The sequence below is a fragment of the Mesorhizobium sp. P2_D1 genome (assembly GCF_056404455.1).
On record NZ_JBFUDZ010000017.1, the window covers coordinates 108,870 to 122,540 of the forward strand.

17 protein-coding genes are annotated in these 13,671 nt (G+C 60.8%); 5 read left to right on the plus strand and 12 right to left on the minus strand.

What is annotated here, in order from left to right; translation table 11 throughout:
* Positions 1–165 precede the first annotated feature (165 nt).
* Positions 166–498 (plus strand): hypothetical protein, encoded by a 333-nt coding sequence (locus tag AC1D0I_RS15080; protein ID WP_457153404.1) that lies wholly within the window; start codon positions 166–168, stop codon positions 496–498.
* Between the two features lie 79 nt (positions 499–577).
* On the opposite strand, the gene AC1D0I_RS15085 is transcribed toward AC1D0I_RS15080, so the two are convergent.
* The 5 genes from AC1D0I_RS15085 to AC1D0I_RS15105 all read right to left on the minus strand — a co-directional run bounded on the left by AC1D0I_RS15085 (position 578) and on the right by AC1D0I_RS15105 (position 7,130).
* Positions 578–3,781 (minus strand): efflux RND transporter permease subunit, encoded by a 3,204-nt coding sequence (locus tag AC1D0I_RS15085; RefSeq protein ID WP_477396030.1) that lies wholly within the window; start codon positions 3,779–3,781, stop codon positions 578–580.
* Positions 3,778–4,884 (minus strand): efflux RND transporter periplasmic adaptor subunit, encoded by a 1,107-nt coding sequence (locus tag AC1D0I_RS15090; protein WP_477396054.1) that lies wholly within the window; start codon positions 4,882–4,884, stop codon positions 3,778–3,780. The genes AC1D0I_RS15085 and AC1D0I_RS15090 overlap by 4 nt, the downstream gene beginning before the upstream one ends.
* 374 nt (positions 4,885–5,258) lie before the next feature.
* Positions 5,259–6,263, minus strand: a complete 1,005-nt coding sequence (locus AC1D0I_RS15095) for an aldo/keto reductase (RefSeq protein ID WP_477396032.1) — start codon at positions 6,261–6,263, stop codon at positions 5,259–5,261.
* Between the two features lie 81 nt (positions 6,264–6,344).
* Positions 6,345–6,560 carry a hypothetical protein gene (locus AC1D0I_RS15100; RefSeq protein ID WP_477396033.1) on the minus strand — a complete coding sequence of 72 codons (216 nt, stop codon included), beginning with the start codon at positions 6,558–6,560 and terminating at the stop codon, positions 6,345–6,347.
* Positions 6,561–6,977: 417 nt separating this feature from the next.
* Positions 6,978–7,130, minus strand: coding sequence for a hypothetical protein (locus tag AC1D0I_RS15105; RefSeq protein WP_167392373.1), 153 nt, complete (start codon positions 7,128–7,130; stop codon positions 6,978–6,980).
* A gap of 389 nt (positions 7,131–7,519) precedes the next feature.
* Between AC1D0I_RS15105 and AC1D0I_RS15110 the strand changes: the two genes are divergently transcribed.
* The 3 genes from AC1D0I_RS15110 (at position 7,520) to AC1D0I_RS15120 (ending at position 8,761) form a co-directional block, all read left to right on the plus strand.
* Positions 7,520–7,828, plus strand: a complete 309-nt coding sequence (locus tag AC1D0I_RS15110) for a DUF1236 domain-containing protein (RefSeq protein WP_477396035.1) — start codon at positions 7,520–7,522, stop codon at positions 7,826–7,828.
* Between the two features lie 267 nt (positions 7,829–8,095).
* The gene (locus tag AC1D0I_RS15115) at positions 8,096–8,437 is read left to right on the plus strand and encodes a low affinity iron permease family protein (protein ID WP_477226854.1); all 342 of its coding nucleotides are present in this window, start codon (positions 8,096–8,098) and stop codon (positions 8,435–8,437) included.
* A 66-nt stretch (positions 8,438–8,503) separates the two neighbouring features.
* Entirely contained in the window at positions 8,504–8,761 is a 258-nt protein-coding gene (locus AC1D0I_RS15120) for a PilZ domain-containing protein (protein ID WP_477396037.1), read from the plus strand.
* A gap of 454 nt (positions 8,762–9,215) precedes the next feature.
* On the opposite strand, the gene AC1D0I_RS15125 is transcribed toward AC1D0I_RS15120, so the two are convergent.
* On the minus strand, positions 9,216–9,512 hold the full coding sequence (locus AC1D0I_RS15125) for a hypothetical protein (RefSeq protein ID WP_477226856.1): 297 nt from the start codon (positions 9,510–9,512) through the stop codon (positions 9,216–9,218).
* 270 nt (positions 9,513–9,782) lie between these two features.
* Between AC1D0I_RS15125 and AC1D0I_RS15130 the strand changes: the two genes are divergently transcribed.
* Positions 9,783–10,022 carry a hypothetical protein gene (locus AC1D0I_RS15130; protein ID WP_477396039.1) on the plus strand — a complete coding sequence of 80 codons (240 nt, stop codon included), beginning with the start codon at positions 9,783–9,785 and terminating at the stop codon, positions 10,020–10,022.
* A 78-nt stretch (positions 10,023–10,100) separates the two neighbouring features.
* Here the strand turns inward: AC1D0I_RS15130 and AC1D0I_RS15135 are convergent, their stop codons facing one another.
* From AC1D0I_RS15135 to AC1D0I_RS15160, 6 genes are all read right to left on the minus strand, one after another.
* Positions 10,101–10,307 carry a hypothetical protein gene (locus tag AC1D0I_RS15135; protein WP_457155303.1) on the minus strand — a complete coding sequence of 69 codons (207 nt, stop codon included), beginning with the start codon at positions 10,305–10,307 and terminating at the stop codon, positions 10,101–10,103.
* A 279-nt stretch (positions 10,308–10,586) separates the two neighbouring features.
* On the minus strand, positions 10,587–10,820 hold the full coding sequence (locus AC1D0I_RS15140) for a hypothetical protein (protein WP_477396040.1): 234 nt from the start codon (positions 10,818–10,820) through the stop codon (positions 10,587–10,589).
* Between the two features lie 224 nt (positions 10,821–11,044).
* Complete coding sequence (locus AC1D0I_RS15145) at positions 11,045–11,581, minus strand: DnaJ domain-containing protein (RefSeq protein ID WP_477396041.1); 537 nt, start codon at positions 11,579–11,581, stop codon at positions 11,045–11,047.
* A 1,145-nt stretch (positions 11,582–12,726) separates the two neighbouring features.
* Positions 12,727–12,876: a hypothetical protein gene (locus AC1D0I_RS15150; RefSeq protein ID WP_477396043.1), complete on the minus strand. Its 150-nt coding sequence runs from the start codon at positions 12,874–12,876 to the stop codon at positions 12,727–12,729.
* 80 nt (positions 12,877–12,956) lie between these two features.
* Positions 12,957–13,241 carry a hypothetical protein gene (locus AC1D0I_RS15155; RefSeq protein WP_477396045.1) on the minus strand — a complete coding sequence of 95 codons (285 nt, stop codon included), beginning with the start codon at positions 13,239–13,241 and terminating at the stop codon, positions 12,957–12,959.
* A 31-nt stretch (positions 13,242–13,272) separates the two neighbouring features.
* On the minus strand, positions 13,273–13,416 hold the full coding sequence (locus AC1D0I_RS15160) for a hypothetical protein (protein WP_477396047.1): 144 nt from the start codon (positions 13,414–13,416) through the stop codon (positions 13,273–13,275).
* Positions 13,417–13,671: the final 255 nt, after the last annotated feature.

The following is a 13,671-nucleotide window of genomic DNA, read 5'->3' on the forward strand; positions in this document are numbered from 1 at the left end:
TGGCCTCAAAACCAAGATCATCCTTCACAGGAATATTGGGTGCGGGAAAGTTGGCAATGGGACCGGCTTGCGCCAGTCAGCCGAGGGTCAATGGCATTTCTAAAGGAACGCTAATATACATGGACGCTCGAAGGAGCAGCGCCTGCCAGATAGTTGAGGAAGGCCATGCGAAGGTTCATCGTCACGGCGGTGTGTATCGCCGCCGCAACAGTCGCCAGCGCCCATGATTGGTACGAAAACAAGTTCGATCCGCAGACGAAATTCAAGTGTTGCGGTGGTTCTGATTGCCGCGCCATACCTCGTTCTTCGGTGCGGATGAGGGGCGACGGCGGTTACATTTACCTGCCGCATAACTTCATCATCCCACGGGACCGCGTGCAGGAATCCCCGGACGACCAATACCATATCTGCGAGAATACCTACGTCGTAACCAATCAGCTGTATTTGCGTTGTTTTTTCGCGCCGCGCGTGAAGATCTCCCTACTCCTCCCAGGTTAAGGTCAATACTGCGCGTCGCTACCGGGATCGTTGCTGCGCCGCGCCGATAAAGCCGCGCCCGCTGCGGCGAATTCGTAACCTACTTGGCGGCCGTCTCCGATGGCGCCTCTGCCGGCCCCGAAGGCGCGGCCTCGGCACGGGGCTTGCGCCGTGAAAACAGCGACCTGAGCGTGACGTAGAACACCGGCGTCAGGAACAGGCCGACGAAGGTGACGCCGAGCATGCCGGAGAACACCGCGGTGCCGAGCGACTGGCGCATTTCCGCGCCCGGGCCCGTTGCGATCATCAGCGGCACGACGCCGAGGATGAACGAGAAGGCGGTCATCAGGATCGGCCGCAGCCTGAGCCGGCAAGCTTCGACGGCAGCCTCGGCGGCCGACAGGCCGCGTTCCTCCGCCTGCCGCGCGAATTCGACGATCAGGATCGCGTTCTTGGCGGCAAGCCCGATCAGCACGATGAGGCCGATCTGCACGAGGATGTTGTTGTCCAGCCCTCGGAAAGACACGCCGATCAACGCCGCGAGCACGCCGAGCGGCACCACCAGCACAATGGCGAACGGTAGCACCCAGCTTTCATATTGCGCCGCCAGCGCCAGGAACACGAACAGCACCGACAGTCCGAAGATATAGACAGCGGCATTGCCGGTGTTGCGCTCCTGATAGGCGAGCTCGGTCCATTCATAGGAGGTACCGGCCGGCAGCGTCTTTGCCGTGATCCCTTCCATCAATGCCAGCGCGTCGCCCGTGGAAACGCCGGGCGCGGCGTTGCCCTGCAGCGGCACCGAGACGTACATGTTGTAGCGCTGGACCAGCGCCGGGCCGGTGACGTCGCGGATCTCGATCAACGTGCCGAGCGGAACCAGCGCGCCGGTCGCCGAGCGCACCTTCAGTTTCAAGATGTCGGCGCGATCGAGGCGGAACGCCTGGTCGGCCTGCGCCCGCACCTGGTAGACGCGCCCGAAAGCATTGAAGTCGTTGACGTAGGCGGTGCCCAAATTGATCGACAGCGTCTCGAAGATGTTGGGGATCGGCACGTTCAGGATGCGCGCCTTGTCGCGATCGATCGCCAGGAAGAATTGCGGGCTCGACGCGGAGAACGTCGTGAACACGCCCGTCAGCCCCGGCGTCTTGTTGGCCTGGCCGGCGATGTCGTTGGCAAGCGCCAGGACCTGCCGCATGTCGGCGCTGTTGCGCTCCTGGATCAGCAGCTTGAAGCCGCCGGCATTGCCGACGCCGCGGATCGGCGGCGGCGGCAGTGCGATGATGAAGGCTTCCTTGATGGTTTGCAGGCTGCCGAACAGATTGCCGATGACCTTGGTCGCCGACTGGCCGGCTTTCAGTCGCTCGTCAAACGGCTTGAACCTGGCGAAGATCACGCCCGCATTGCTGGCGTTGGTGAAGGTCGCGCCGGAGAAGCCGGCGAAGGCGACGGCGTAGTCGACGCCTGGCGTTTTCTGGATGATCTGCGACGCCTGCTTAATGACGGCATCGGTCCTCGACAGAGAGGCGCCGTCCGGCAGTTGGACGACGACGATCGCATAGCCCTGGTCGAGCGTCGGAATGAAACCGCGCGGCACCGCCTGCACCATGTAGACCGTGGCGCAGATGAGGGCAGCGAAAACGGCCAGCATGGCGCCGATCGTTATCCACGAGCCGACCAGAACGCGGATGATGCTCGAATACCAATGGGCGACCCTGTCGAAGCCGCGATTGAAGCCGTCGGCGAGCGCGCGTGCGAACCGTGCCAGGAAAAAGCGCGGCGGCGCCGCCGCGGCGTGGTGCGGCTTGAACAGCAGTGCGGCCAGCGCCGGCGAGAGCGTCAGCGAATTGAATGCCGAGATCGCCGTCGACACCGCGATGGTGATCGCAAACTGCAGGTAGAACTGCCCAGAAATGCCGGGGATGAAGGCTGTCGGTACGAACACGGCTATCAGCACCAGCGAGATCGCGATGACCGCCGTTCCGACTTCGTCCATGGTCAGGTGCGACGCAGGATTGGGCGCCAGCCCTCTGGCGATATTGCGCTCGACGTTCTCGACCACGACGATCGCATCGTCGACGACGATGCCGATCGCCAGAACGAGGCCGAACAGCGTCAGCATGTTGAGCGAGAAGCCGGCGGCGTAGAGCACCGCCAGCGTGCCGATCAGCGACACGGGGATCGCCACGATCGGCACGATCGCCATGCGCCACGATTGCAGGAAGACGATGATGACGATGATGACAAGCACCATCGCCTCGAGGATCGTCTTGTAGACCTCCTGGATCGACTCGGCGACGAACTCGGTCGGATTGTAGACGATGTCGTAGCTCAACCCCTTCGGGAAGTCGCGGGAAAGCTCCTTCATCTTGTCCTGGATCTGCGCGGCTGCGGCGAGGGCATTGGTGCCCGGCCGCTGGAAGATGGCGAGCGCCACCGCCGGTTTGCCGTTGAGATAGGAGTTGGTGACGTAATCCTTGGCGCCGAGCTCGATGCGCGCCACGTCCTGCAGCGAGATCAGGCGGCCGTCGTCGGCCGATTTGACGATCACGTATCGGAAGTCGCGTGCGTCGTTGAAGCGGCCTTGCGTGGTGACCGTGTACTGGAACGCCGTGCCGGTATTGGTCGGCGGCGCACCGATCGAGCCGCCCGACACCTGGACGTTCTGGTCGCGCAGCGCTTGCACCACATCGCCCGAGGTCATCCCCAGGGCGGACAGTTTTTCCGGATCGAGCCAGATGCGCAGCGAATATTCGCGTTCGCCGAAGATGGTGAGGTCGCCGACGCCGTCGAGTCTGAGCAGTATGTCGCGCACCTGCGAGCGGGCGTAGTTCGAGACGTAGAGCTGGTCGTAGGTATTGTCGGGCGACAGCATGTGCACGACCATCATCAGGTCGGGCGAGCTCTTGGTGGTGGTGATGCCGAGGCGGCGGACTTCTTCGGGCAGGCGCGGCTGAGCGATCGACACGCGGTTCTGCACCAGCACCTGCGCCTGGTCGAGATCGGTGCCCAGCTTGAAGGTGATGGTCAGCGCCATTGCCCCGTCGCCCGACGAATAGGACGACATGTAGAGCATGCCCTCGACGCCGTTGATCTCCTGCTCGATCGGCGTTGCCACCGTCGCTGCGATCGTCTCGGCGTCGGCGCCCGGATACTGCGCGCGAACGACGATGGTCGGCGGCGCGATCTCGGGATATTGGGCGACCGGCAGCTGGGTATAAGCAATCCCGCCGAGGATCAGCAGGACGATCGAAACGACCGATGCGAAGATCGGACGGTCGACAAAGAAATGTGCGAACCTCATTGCTGCAACCCGGCGGTCTCGGCCTTGGGCGGCAACGTCACCATCTCGACCTTCACCTTGGTGCCGGGCCTGGCGTGCATCAGCCCGTTGACGATGATCGTCTCGTCGCCGGTCAGGCCCTGGCGGATCACCCGGTAGCCGTCGAGAAGCGGGCCGGTGCGCACGGGCTTCGCCGTCACCATCCCGGCCTCATCCACCAGGAACACGATGCGGCGATCCTGATCGGCGCCGATCGCCTCGTCGGGCACCAGCACGCCGCTATGCGGCAGCGACCCCGGCACGTTGATGCGCCCGAACATGCCTGGCTGGAGAATGCCGTCGGCGTTGGGAAACGTTGCACGCACCCGCATGGTGCCGGTCGCGTTGTCGATCCGGTTCTCGGCAAAATCGAGCTTGCCTTTGAATACCGCCTCCGCGCGGTCGGCGACGCGAACCACCACCTCGAGCCCGCTGTCGCCTTCCTGCATGCTGCCGCCGCGCTCCTTCGCGTCGCGGGCGTAGCTGAAATACAGGCGCTCATCGACGTCGAAATAGAAGTCGATCGGATCGCGCGTAACGATGGTCGTCAGCAAGGTGGAATCCGGCTGCACGAGGTTGCCGACCGACACCAGCCGGCGGTCGATGCGGCCGGACAAGGGCGCCTTGATCTCGGTGAATTCCATGTTCAGGCTGGCCGTCCTCAGCGCAGCCGCCGCGCCCTGCATCTGCGCCTGCGCCGAAAGGTATTCCCGCCGGCGGTCGTCGACGGTCGAGGTTGAGATATTGCCGGTCTTGGCGAGTTCGTCGGCGCGATCCAGCTGCATCTTGGAGAATTCGAGCAGACTCTTGGCGACGTCCACTTGTGATTTGGCGGCATCATAAGCCGCCTGGTACGGACGCTGGTCGATGGTGAAGAGCAGGTCGCCCTTGTTGACCAGTGCGCCGTCCTGGAAGCTGACCTTGTCCAGATAGCCGCTGACGCGCGAGCGGATGGCGACCTGGTCGACGGCTTCGAATCGCCCGACGAACTCGTCGTCTTCGACGATTTCACGGACCACCGGCTTGGCCGCCGTCACCACGGGTAGCGGCTGGTCCTGCGCAAAAGCAGTGCTGCTGAAAGCCATGCCGAGCAGGAATGCCGCCGACACGGCGGCGCGGGCAAGCCAGCCGGCCGATCGAGCGGGTTGCCCGCCCGCGTCGCGATGCCATTGCGCATCCTCAAGGGTGTCCATTTGCGTCCTCGCTGGCTGGACCCGGAGGTCGGTTGATCCGCTTCTACGCTCAGGCTTGTTCGTCGAGATCAGAGCACTGCAGTGTTGTGCAGGGCAACATGATCATTTTCCATGTGGGCTGAAATGTCCACCCTGTGGCTGCCCCGCACCGGGCTAAAGCCAGTCGAAAGCGTGCGCAGAGGCGCTGCGCTTAAATCCTCGCGCTCCCGGTTGGTATTTCCGGGTTATTGGAATGGCTCAGATTTCCGCCGGCTATGGCCAGACCCCTACCGGTCGACCATCGCCAACCCGCGCTGGCCGTAGCGCGGGCCCGAGATTTTGCCCGGCGCCAGCGCTTCGTCGAGGGCGGCCATCTCGGCGGCATCGAGCTTGATTGCGACGGCGGCGATATTCTCCTCCAGGTATTTCCTCCGCTTGGTGCCGGGGATCGGCACGATGTCGATGCCAAAACCGGTGCCCTTGTGCAGCAGCCAGGCCAGCGCGACCTGGCCGGGCTTGACGCCTTTGGCCGCCGCGATGTCGCGCACCTTGGCCGCTGCCTCGACATTGGCGTCGTAGTTCTCGCCCTGGTAGCGCGGGTCGTTGCGGCGGTAATCGCCCTCGGGATAGTTTTCCGCACGGCTAACCTCGCCGGTGAGGAAACCGCGGCCGAGCGGCGAGAACGGCACCAGGCCGATGCCGAGTTCGCCGAGCAGCGGGATGATCTGCGGCTCCAGATTGCGCTCCCACAGCGAATACTCGCTCTGCACCGCCGACACCGGATAGACGGCATGCGCGCGGCGGATGTTGGCCGCACCTGCCTCGGACAGGCCGAAGAACCGCACCTTGCCTTGGGCGACCAATTCGCCGACCGCGCCGGCGACATCCTCGATCGGCACTGCCGGGTCGACGCGGTGCTGGTAGAGCAGGTCGATATGGTCGGTGGCGAGCCGGCCGAGCGAGCCTTCCACAGCCGCGCGGATATGCTCGGGCCGGCTGTCGGTTCCATCGAGCTGCTTGCCGTTTTCGATGCGGAAGCCGAATTTGGTGGCGATGGTCACCTGGTCGCGCTTGCCCTTCAGCGCCCGGCCGAGCAGGGCCTCGTTGGTATGAGGGCCATAGACCTCGGCGGTGTCGAGGAAGGTGCAGCCGAGTTCGATGGCGCGGTGCAGGGTAGCGATGGATTCGCCCTCGTCGGCCGGACCGTAGGACTGGCTCATGCCCATGCAGCCAAGGCCGATGGCCGAGACCTGCAGCCCTTGGCTGCCGAGCTTGTGGGTTTTCAGGGTCATGGCTGGCGTTCTCCGGTGGGGGGATCACCAGACTATAGCGGCCGCTCGCTCATTTCCCACAGCCTTTCGGCCGCGCTGTCTTCACATGTTCGAGGCCACGTCGCGGGAAGACAGTGGCTTGGGCTTGTGGGCCGGACGCTGCCTTGTCTTGTGTTCAGCTTTGCGGGGCGCGGCTTTGACCGTGTTCAAGGTCTTGGGGGTCGCGGTCTTAAGGTTGGCGGTTTGCGGCGCTTGCGCCTTGTGGCGCCTGAGCCAGCTCAAAGACAGTTCGGCAAGGAGACTGCGCAGACCTTTCACAACGTCCTCCTCCTGTTGGGCGACGGGATAATTTCCGATGGCGCGACTTGTTCCACCCGCGAATGTTCCCGGGTTGGGCTTGGGTCGAGCGGCGCATGCGACCTAAGTCCGATCACAAACCGCAATGGTCTTGCCGGTGGCGCCGCCGGGAACAGTCAGCTCTCACGGTCGTTGTCCGCTGCAGATTTGCTGGAGGAAGCTATGGATAGGAGTGTTGGCCAGGCACGCTGGTTGCTCGCACCGATCTTCGCGGTTGCCATCACTTTTATGGTGATTGGAATTACCTTCGGCTGACCGACCTCCAAGGATCGACCTCGAACTTTTCCGATCGGCGCAGCCACGTCCCTTCCTGCGCTGATAGGGTTTGCTCGCCGCACCTGTGCGGCGAGCAAACCCTCAAGTCTCAGCCCTTATGTGTCAGTGAGAGTAGTAGGCCAGGGTAAGATAGACTGCCGGTGCGGAGATCAAGCAAATCGCCATTCCGATGACCAACGCCATCGCAAGGCGCTCTGTGCGCCTGACAATATCAGCAAGCTCGTGGTCGTCGGGAGAGGGGATGAGATCAAGCACGGAAAGCACCTCCGGGACACGAGCATGGTTGTCATTTGCGGGTCGGGTGTCGTCGTCATGTGTGCTCGGTCTCTGGATACAGGTCACTGTTCGCCTCGCTGTGGGAAACGCCACGCCGCCGCTGCGGGGACGCTAGAGGTGGTACCCCGCTGTGTGGGGAAATGGTGGACTCTCGGTTGATGCCGACGAAAAGGGCTCGTGCTCGGCGCCCCGGTTCTCGCGCGGTTCTAACGTATCGGCCAGGCATAGGTTGCCCGCTAAGACTTCAGTCGTACCACCCCCGGACCTTAGCCTGAGCGGCGGAACGCAATGCTGTGGGGCTCGTTGCTGACTCGTGATTGGCAGTCAAACCTGGCTGCCAAATTGGCGCAAGAAGGAAAGATTTTGTCATGAAGAAATATCTTGTCAGTGCAGTCGCAGGCCTCGCGCTCGTCGCTGGAATTGGTGCTGCCTTCGCGGGAGACGTCGTAATTCTCAAGCCGGAACAGCAGACGGTGGTTCGCGAATACATCCACAAGCAGAAGCTCGCATCCGTCAGCCTGCTGGGTGTCGAACTCAACGTCGGCACCGCCCTTCCGGACACGGTGGAGCTTCACGCCATCGAGGTGCCCGACGTCAAATACAAGTACACGGTCGTCGGCGACCACGCCGTTCTCGTGGATCCTGATACACGCAAGGTCGTGCAGATCATCGAGTAGATCTGCCGCAGCAGGCGAGCCCGCTTCGCGATCTATTTCGGGAAGCGGGCTCCGTGCATTTCTCCGTTGCAGTCATATGAGGAATCACTAATGTTCACAGACAAAGAGACCCGGTTTTTGGAGGCGGGCATGCTCCTGGCAGTGCCTGTCTGCGTGGCGGTCACCGCGCTGATCGCTGTCTTCGCCTTGGCCAGGTTATGATGGACAATATGGCAGGCTGCCGGCGCGATCTCGAGGCTTGGCTAGTCGGGAACGGGGACGGTTAGCATGAACCGCTTCCTGTTCGTCGCGGCCGACTTTCTTTCCCGGCCCCCGGGTTTCTATGTAATGCTCATAGCCATGGTACTTTGCACTGCGCTGGTGCCTTTCGGCCTGACAAATGCGGTTACCTATGCCCTCTCGGTCGCGGCCATCGTGATCACCGGTGTTGTCCTCATACAGGGCTATCGCGACACCGCCGCCATCCACGCCAAACTCAATGAGATCATCATTGCCCTTGACGAAACCCGAAACGACGTTGTCGGGTTGGAGCATGCCGAACCGGAAGAGATCCGGGCAAAGCTTGTGAAGCTCGAAGAAGAAGCGGCCCGAACAATTGGGCCGGCATGAATCCCCATTGCGTGACAAGGAAGATCTGCGGCACGCCGCCTTGCAGGGTTCCAGGAGGAATGAACGATGAGCCCCACGGATCCGCCAGTAGAACGACGCTCTGATGCGCGGGGCATCGTTCTGAAGGAGGCGACCATCATCACGGACGATGCCAGGATCAGTTGCTCGGTCAGGAATCAGCACGTTCACGGCGCGGAGTTGCGGGTGGACCCAGGCGTAACAATTCCCGACCGTTTCGTCCTTCACGTGCCCGCGGATGACGCCAGCTATCGTGCCGTGGTGCGGTGGAGACGGAACGAGCGACTTGGCGTACAAATCTATTGAAGCAGGATCCCTGGCCCGGCCAGTGGGTAGCTAAGTCGAGACTGCGCTACCCCTGACGAGAATGCGCTATCCCTGATATCCGAGCGGCAACTGCATCCAATCCGTTGTCATAGATCCGCGTCAGCACGCCTTCAGCGGCGTTGGCTCGCTGGGATGTGCAACCAATCAGGTCCCGCCCGCCCAAGCTCGCCGGCGCATTGGCAATACGATCCCAAACCGCCCAGGTTCCGTCTGTCTCGATGTGGCAATAGAATCGGTGTTGGTGATTTTCCATAATGGGAAACGTTCAACACCCGCTTGGGGTCCATGCTGATGGCAACGTGGTTAATGTCGCAGCCGTTTCGAGTAAAAGCCGCCTCAGGTGCACAGCGCCGCAAGGCATGGTGCAGGCCGGCAGCGTCCTGCGTCTGGTCGAATGGCGCAGCGCTTACAGGCAGCCCGCCGTTTTGGCTGCCTATTGGATCGAGGCCAGATGAGGCAGGTCAAGCGGGGAAATGCGCTCGCCATCTGCGTCGGCAAGGTCATCCACGAGCAAACCGGCCATGCCGTCGAATTCGATTGCCGCGCCAATGAGTTGAGCCGCCTGCAGGACCAGGCGTTCAATGTCCTCGAGGGCGACATTCTCGGCCAGATTCCTGATCCTGACCTGCTCCGCAACCATCGAGATGTTGACGATGCCCGCCGTCCTGAATGCCGTCAGGACCGCTGAATTGACGTCATCGCGCAAGCGCGCCGAGTAATCATATCGCATCGAAACCTCCCAAAGGGATCGGTTTTCTGTTCAGAGTGCACTATGCGCCGGGCGTAAACTCATGGCAAGTGAAATATACAAAATACTCAATTAAATCAGTTAGTTAGCATAGTTACACAAATGCGCAGCCGGCGTTTGATGCTTATCATGTGTGGGAAACACCGTTCACCCATCGCAGGGTCTTGACGCATAATGCGGCCTATCATAATTATAAGCCGAGTGAGACAGATACTAACTCAACACATTCTTGGTCCTGAGCGAGGAAGCGCCATGGCTGAACTGGAACGCCCCGAACGACTGCAGATCATGCTGACGGCCGATGAACTGGCCGCGCTGGAGAACTGGCGATATGACAAGCGCATGCCGAGCCGCTCGGCCGCAGTCAGGGAACTGCTGCGGCGCGGTCTGGCCTCGGACGGGTTCCTGACGGCGGAGCAGGGGGTGAAGTCGCAGGATTTTGGAATCCTGCCCACCGACGGCAATGGGATTGCCGAGGGCAACAAGGAGTAGGTCGCAACTGAGCTGGTCAGTTGGTCGCAAACGGCAGTGGGCGCTGGCGACAGGCCGGGACCCGACTGCTCTCGACCCCTACAGGATGCTGGTCGTCACTTCGACGACGATCGCCGCACCTTCCAGCGTGCCATTCGTCACATGCACCACACGCGATACCCGCAGGTCCTGCGCATTTCCGTTGATCGACAGCGAAACGCTTTCGCCGATCCGGGGAACCGCCTGGAAGACGGCATCGGTGGCTTCCGGCCGATTGTCGATCGAGATGCGGCAGTTGACGGTCATGGGATGTCTCCTGTGTGTGACGGCGCCCCGGTCGTCAACGCAGGTTCGACAAAATGGTTTCAGGATGGCTGGAGGTGAAACTTATTGGAGCCTGGGTTCGTATAGGGCTCCAGTTGCTCCATTTCTCGTTCTACGCGGAGCAACTGGCTCGCTGGGGAGGGCGTTGGGGCTGCCCCGGCGAGTTGCTTTATCATCGATGATGCAGCTCGCCCGGTTTTGCCTTTGCGGGATTATCTTCAGGGTGGCCAAGCGGCCACGCGCTTCCGGCACCGCCTCTTTTCATTTCGTCTCGCGTGGCACGAGATAGCTGGTCACGGTGCCTTGCCCGATTCCTCGCTTGACCACGACCGTCGTGTATTGCGCAGGCAGGGATGCGGTGACGTTCGGGTCGATCGACTTGCACCTTCCGACGATCTCGCCGTTGGGAGAGCTTGCCAGCCTCCGCACCAGTGAAGCCCGGCACTGGTCAAGCGATGTGTACATCGTCGACGACGTATCGATGGGTTTGCACACGGAAGCTTCTCCCCCCGGGCTGCACGAAAGCAAAAGCATCACTGCCGCGGTTGCCGAATCCATTCGTCGAGCTCCATGTTGGATGAGCTTCAACGCGGAAGTGCGACCTTGGTTTCGCGGTCGCTAAAAAACCAATCCGCATTGCCCAACCTGACGAGCGGAGAAGTGCCAGGATGCGCGAGGCACTTCGGCGGCGTGGAACTACAGCACGGCGAGCTGCCGCTTCAGCTTGTATGATCCAGCAGTCTGGTGGTGGGATCACGACGATGTTCGGTATGGGTGCGATCGATGCCTTCCACGGTGATCGCGAACGTCCCGTTCTCTATCCTTCCTATCCAGCCTTTGGCTTTTAGATACCAAAGATGAAACTCCAGATGTTCACGCGGGCAGTCTGCCATGCGTTCGAGTTCTGTATCGCCAATGCCGGGATTGTTGACGTCTTGTCGGCGTTTGACATAGAGCAACGAGAGCACTTTGGCCTGAATGACGGCATCCCGTTCTATGCCTTTGGCGTTGCTGGCTTCCTCGCTCAAGCCGCGGCGAATGTTCAAATGCTCTTTATACTCGATGTCGTACTGCGCGCGCTTGACCGGATCTTTGAGCGTATTGTGGGCATCTATGATTTCACTAAAGCGGGATTCGTCCCCGGTATCCCGGTTGTCGGGATGGTAGCGCATGGCAAAATAACGAAATATCCGTTCTATCGTTTCCGAGTTGGCGTTCGGACTGATTTCCAAAAGTTCATAGTAATCAACGAACAAATCGGTGCTCCCACGACATCGTTGTCAGGCAATGCATTGGTCGTAATAAGACAAAGGGCCTGGCCGCGAAAGAGTTGCGATCACAGGCCCTTGTCGTCGGGTTCATTTCGAAGAGTGCGCCTGTTACCGCACTGTCGCAAGCTGGACCATGGTCCGTGGACCTGAGATGGTAAATGCAGCGTCAAAATGCCTGACATAACGAGTCAGCGGCGGCGCGAGCCTTGTTTAGATGCCGCCATCGCCAGCCAAAGCGCGTCGCATTTGAACGTATTCAGGCGACGCGCTTTGGGTCTTTGTGTTGTGCATTTCGTTTATCCCAAAACCGGGCCACTTTTGGGCACATGCACTAACCGCGCGGCCTGGCCTTCGGCCCTGGCCTGCTTTCCGACGGGTTTGCGGTCAATCTGGCGGATCGCCTGTCTCTCAGCCACAAGGCTGTCTTTTTTCTTGCCAGCAGCTCATCGCGATCGCCTTCCGCGCCATGCTTCGCGGCAATCGCATAGTCGGCCCTGTTCGTTCGATAATCGTCCTTTTGCACAGACATTGCTTCCTCCCGTGCAGCGGGCGTTTTTCCCCTTGGCCCGCGCAGGACTAGCTAAATGCCGGTGCACCGCGCGAGTCTACAAATTGGGGATTGTATTAAAATGATACAGGCCGCCGTCGCGCCTGCCTCTCGTTGTTTTTGATGGCGTCTGCCTGGCTCGGTGCCTCCTTGGAGCCTGCAAGATGGAGCCTGCAAGATCGAGCCGGCAAGGAAACCTGGACGCGAGCACCCCGACAAATCCAACCCGCGGTGAACGGCTCAGTCCACGATGATGTGTCCCACGACATCTCCGTCGATGCTCATCCCACTCATGCGGCGATGCCAAAAAAGGCACTGGGCCGAATGATGGACAAATGTGCCGTGGTCGTCCCGCGTCGCGTACTCAATCCTTGCTTCACGGGCGGCGAAATCTTCTTCGGCAAGACAGAGCGGCCGTTACCAATAGCGCTGCCAGGCAAACGCGCTTCATCGCCTCGCCTTTCGCCAGCCCACTGCCAGCGCTTCATGCCGTCAATTCGTGAGGTGCTTTCGCCAACGGTCAGCCTGATTGGCGCCGGATAATGGTGGACCTTGCCCAAGTTCCCTTGAGAGCTTGCGATTTTTACGCGGTCTGAATCTGTTCGGAAGGCGTCCCGCCTGACATTGCAATCAACCGTGCACCGGCAAAGGCGGCCAGAATTGTGAACACCGCAGTGATGTTTAGGAACGCAAGAACGATCCCGCTCTGGTCATAGCAACTGGCGAATTCCATGACATTTCACCCCTTGAAACCACCCTGCATGATGACTCCAGTTCAGGCGAAATACAAGCTACCGCTAATGGAGGAGTGTCTCAGTCTGAAATAACCGGAATGATCAGCACGCCGAGGACTTCGATGAGGGGGATTACCACGTAGATAGCAACGAAGCCGGCAATCCACATCCCGATCTTGACCAGCCAGGACGAATGAAGGGTCGCCTTCCAAGCGAAAAATGCGCTCGCGACGCCCAAACCAAATGCGACAATGCCAATGACCGGCGACCGCGTCATTGGCAGCATTAGATCACCAAAAAGTAGAAAGATCGCGCTAATGAAGATTAGCTGGGCCGCGAGCCCAAATAGAAACGCGCGTTTCACGCGGCCCTCCCGGTGCTATCTTTTATCGGCATCAGGCGACGGCTTTCGTTTGTGAGGGCCGCAGCCCCAGCTTCGGCGCAACTGCATTCATCTTCTCGCAAATATCGTCCATTGACCAGAGCGTAGCGGAAACGCCAGCGGCCATTGCTGGCATCATCTTCAGCGTCTTGTGCATTTCCTTCGCCCGGCGTAGGCGAGCGGACAGAGGGCACGCGCTGGTAGGGGCCCTGGTCACCTGGTCCGAGGCTCGACTGGTTCGGTCGCGTCCTGCATGATTTCCCCCGAAGGCCGCCGCTGACGCCAGCAAGCTGACATTCGAGAATAAATCTCTGCCCATTCGGCCGCTCTTAACAGTGACCTACTTTCCCTCGTCCAGGATCAGCGCGATGATTAGCGCGTCATCTGATCAGTAACAGATTGTGCGTGGGTG

Excerpts from the sequence above, each read along its gene's own strand:
- AC1D0I_RS15130 (WP_477396039.1), top strand. The coding sequence starts at position 9,783 with ATGGCTGAACTGGAACGCCCCGAACGACTGCAGATCATGCTGACGGCC.
- AC1D0I_RS15125 (WP_477226856.1), bottom strand. The coding sequence starts at position 9,512 with ATGCGATATGATTACTCGGCGCGCTTGCGCGATGACGTCAATTCAGCG.
- AC1D0I_RS15160 (WP_477396047.1), bottom strand. The coding sequence starts at position 13,416 with ATGCACAAGACGCTGAAGATGATGCCAGCAATGGCCGCTGGCGTTTCC.
- AC1D0I_RS15135 (WP_457155303.1), bottom strand. The coding sequence starts at position 10,307 with ATGACCGTCAACTGCCGCATCTCGATCGACAATCGGCCGGAAGCCACC.
- AC1D0I_RS15080 (WP_457153404.1), top strand. The coding sequence starts at position 166 with ATGCGAAGGTTCATCGTCACGGCGGTGTGTATCGCCGCCGCAACAGTC.
- AC1D0I_RS15095 (WP_477396032.1), bottom strand. The coding sequence starts at position 6,263 with ATGACCCTGAAAACCCACAAGCTCGGCAGCCAAGGGCTGCAGGTCTCG.
- AC1D0I_RS15085 (WP_477396030.1), bottom strand. The coding sequence starts at position 3,781 with ATGAGGTTCGCACATTTCTTTGTCGACCGTCCGATCTTCGCATCGGTC.
- AC1D0I_RS15115 (WP_477226854.1), top strand. The coding sequence starts at position 8,096 with ATGAACCGCTTCCTGTTCGTCGCGGCCGACTTTCTTTCCCGGCCCCCG.
- AC1D0I_RS15090 (WP_477396054.1), bottom strand. The coding sequence starts at position 4,884 with ATGGCTTTCAGCAGCACTGCTTTTGCGCAGGACCAGCCGCTACCCGTG.
- AC1D0I_RS15150 (WP_477396043.1), bottom strand. The coding sequence starts at position 12,876 with ATGGAATTCGCCAGTTGCTATGACCAGAGCGGGATCGTTCTTGCGTTC.
- AC1D0I_RS15120 (WP_477396037.1), top strand. The coding sequence starts at position 8,504 with ATGAGCCCCACGGATCCGCCAGTAGAACGACGCTCTGATGCGCGGGGC.
- AC1D0I_RS15110 (WP_477396035.1), top strand. The coding sequence starts at position 7,520 with ATGAAGAAATATCTTGTCAGTGCAGTCGCAGGCCTCGCGCTCGTCGCT.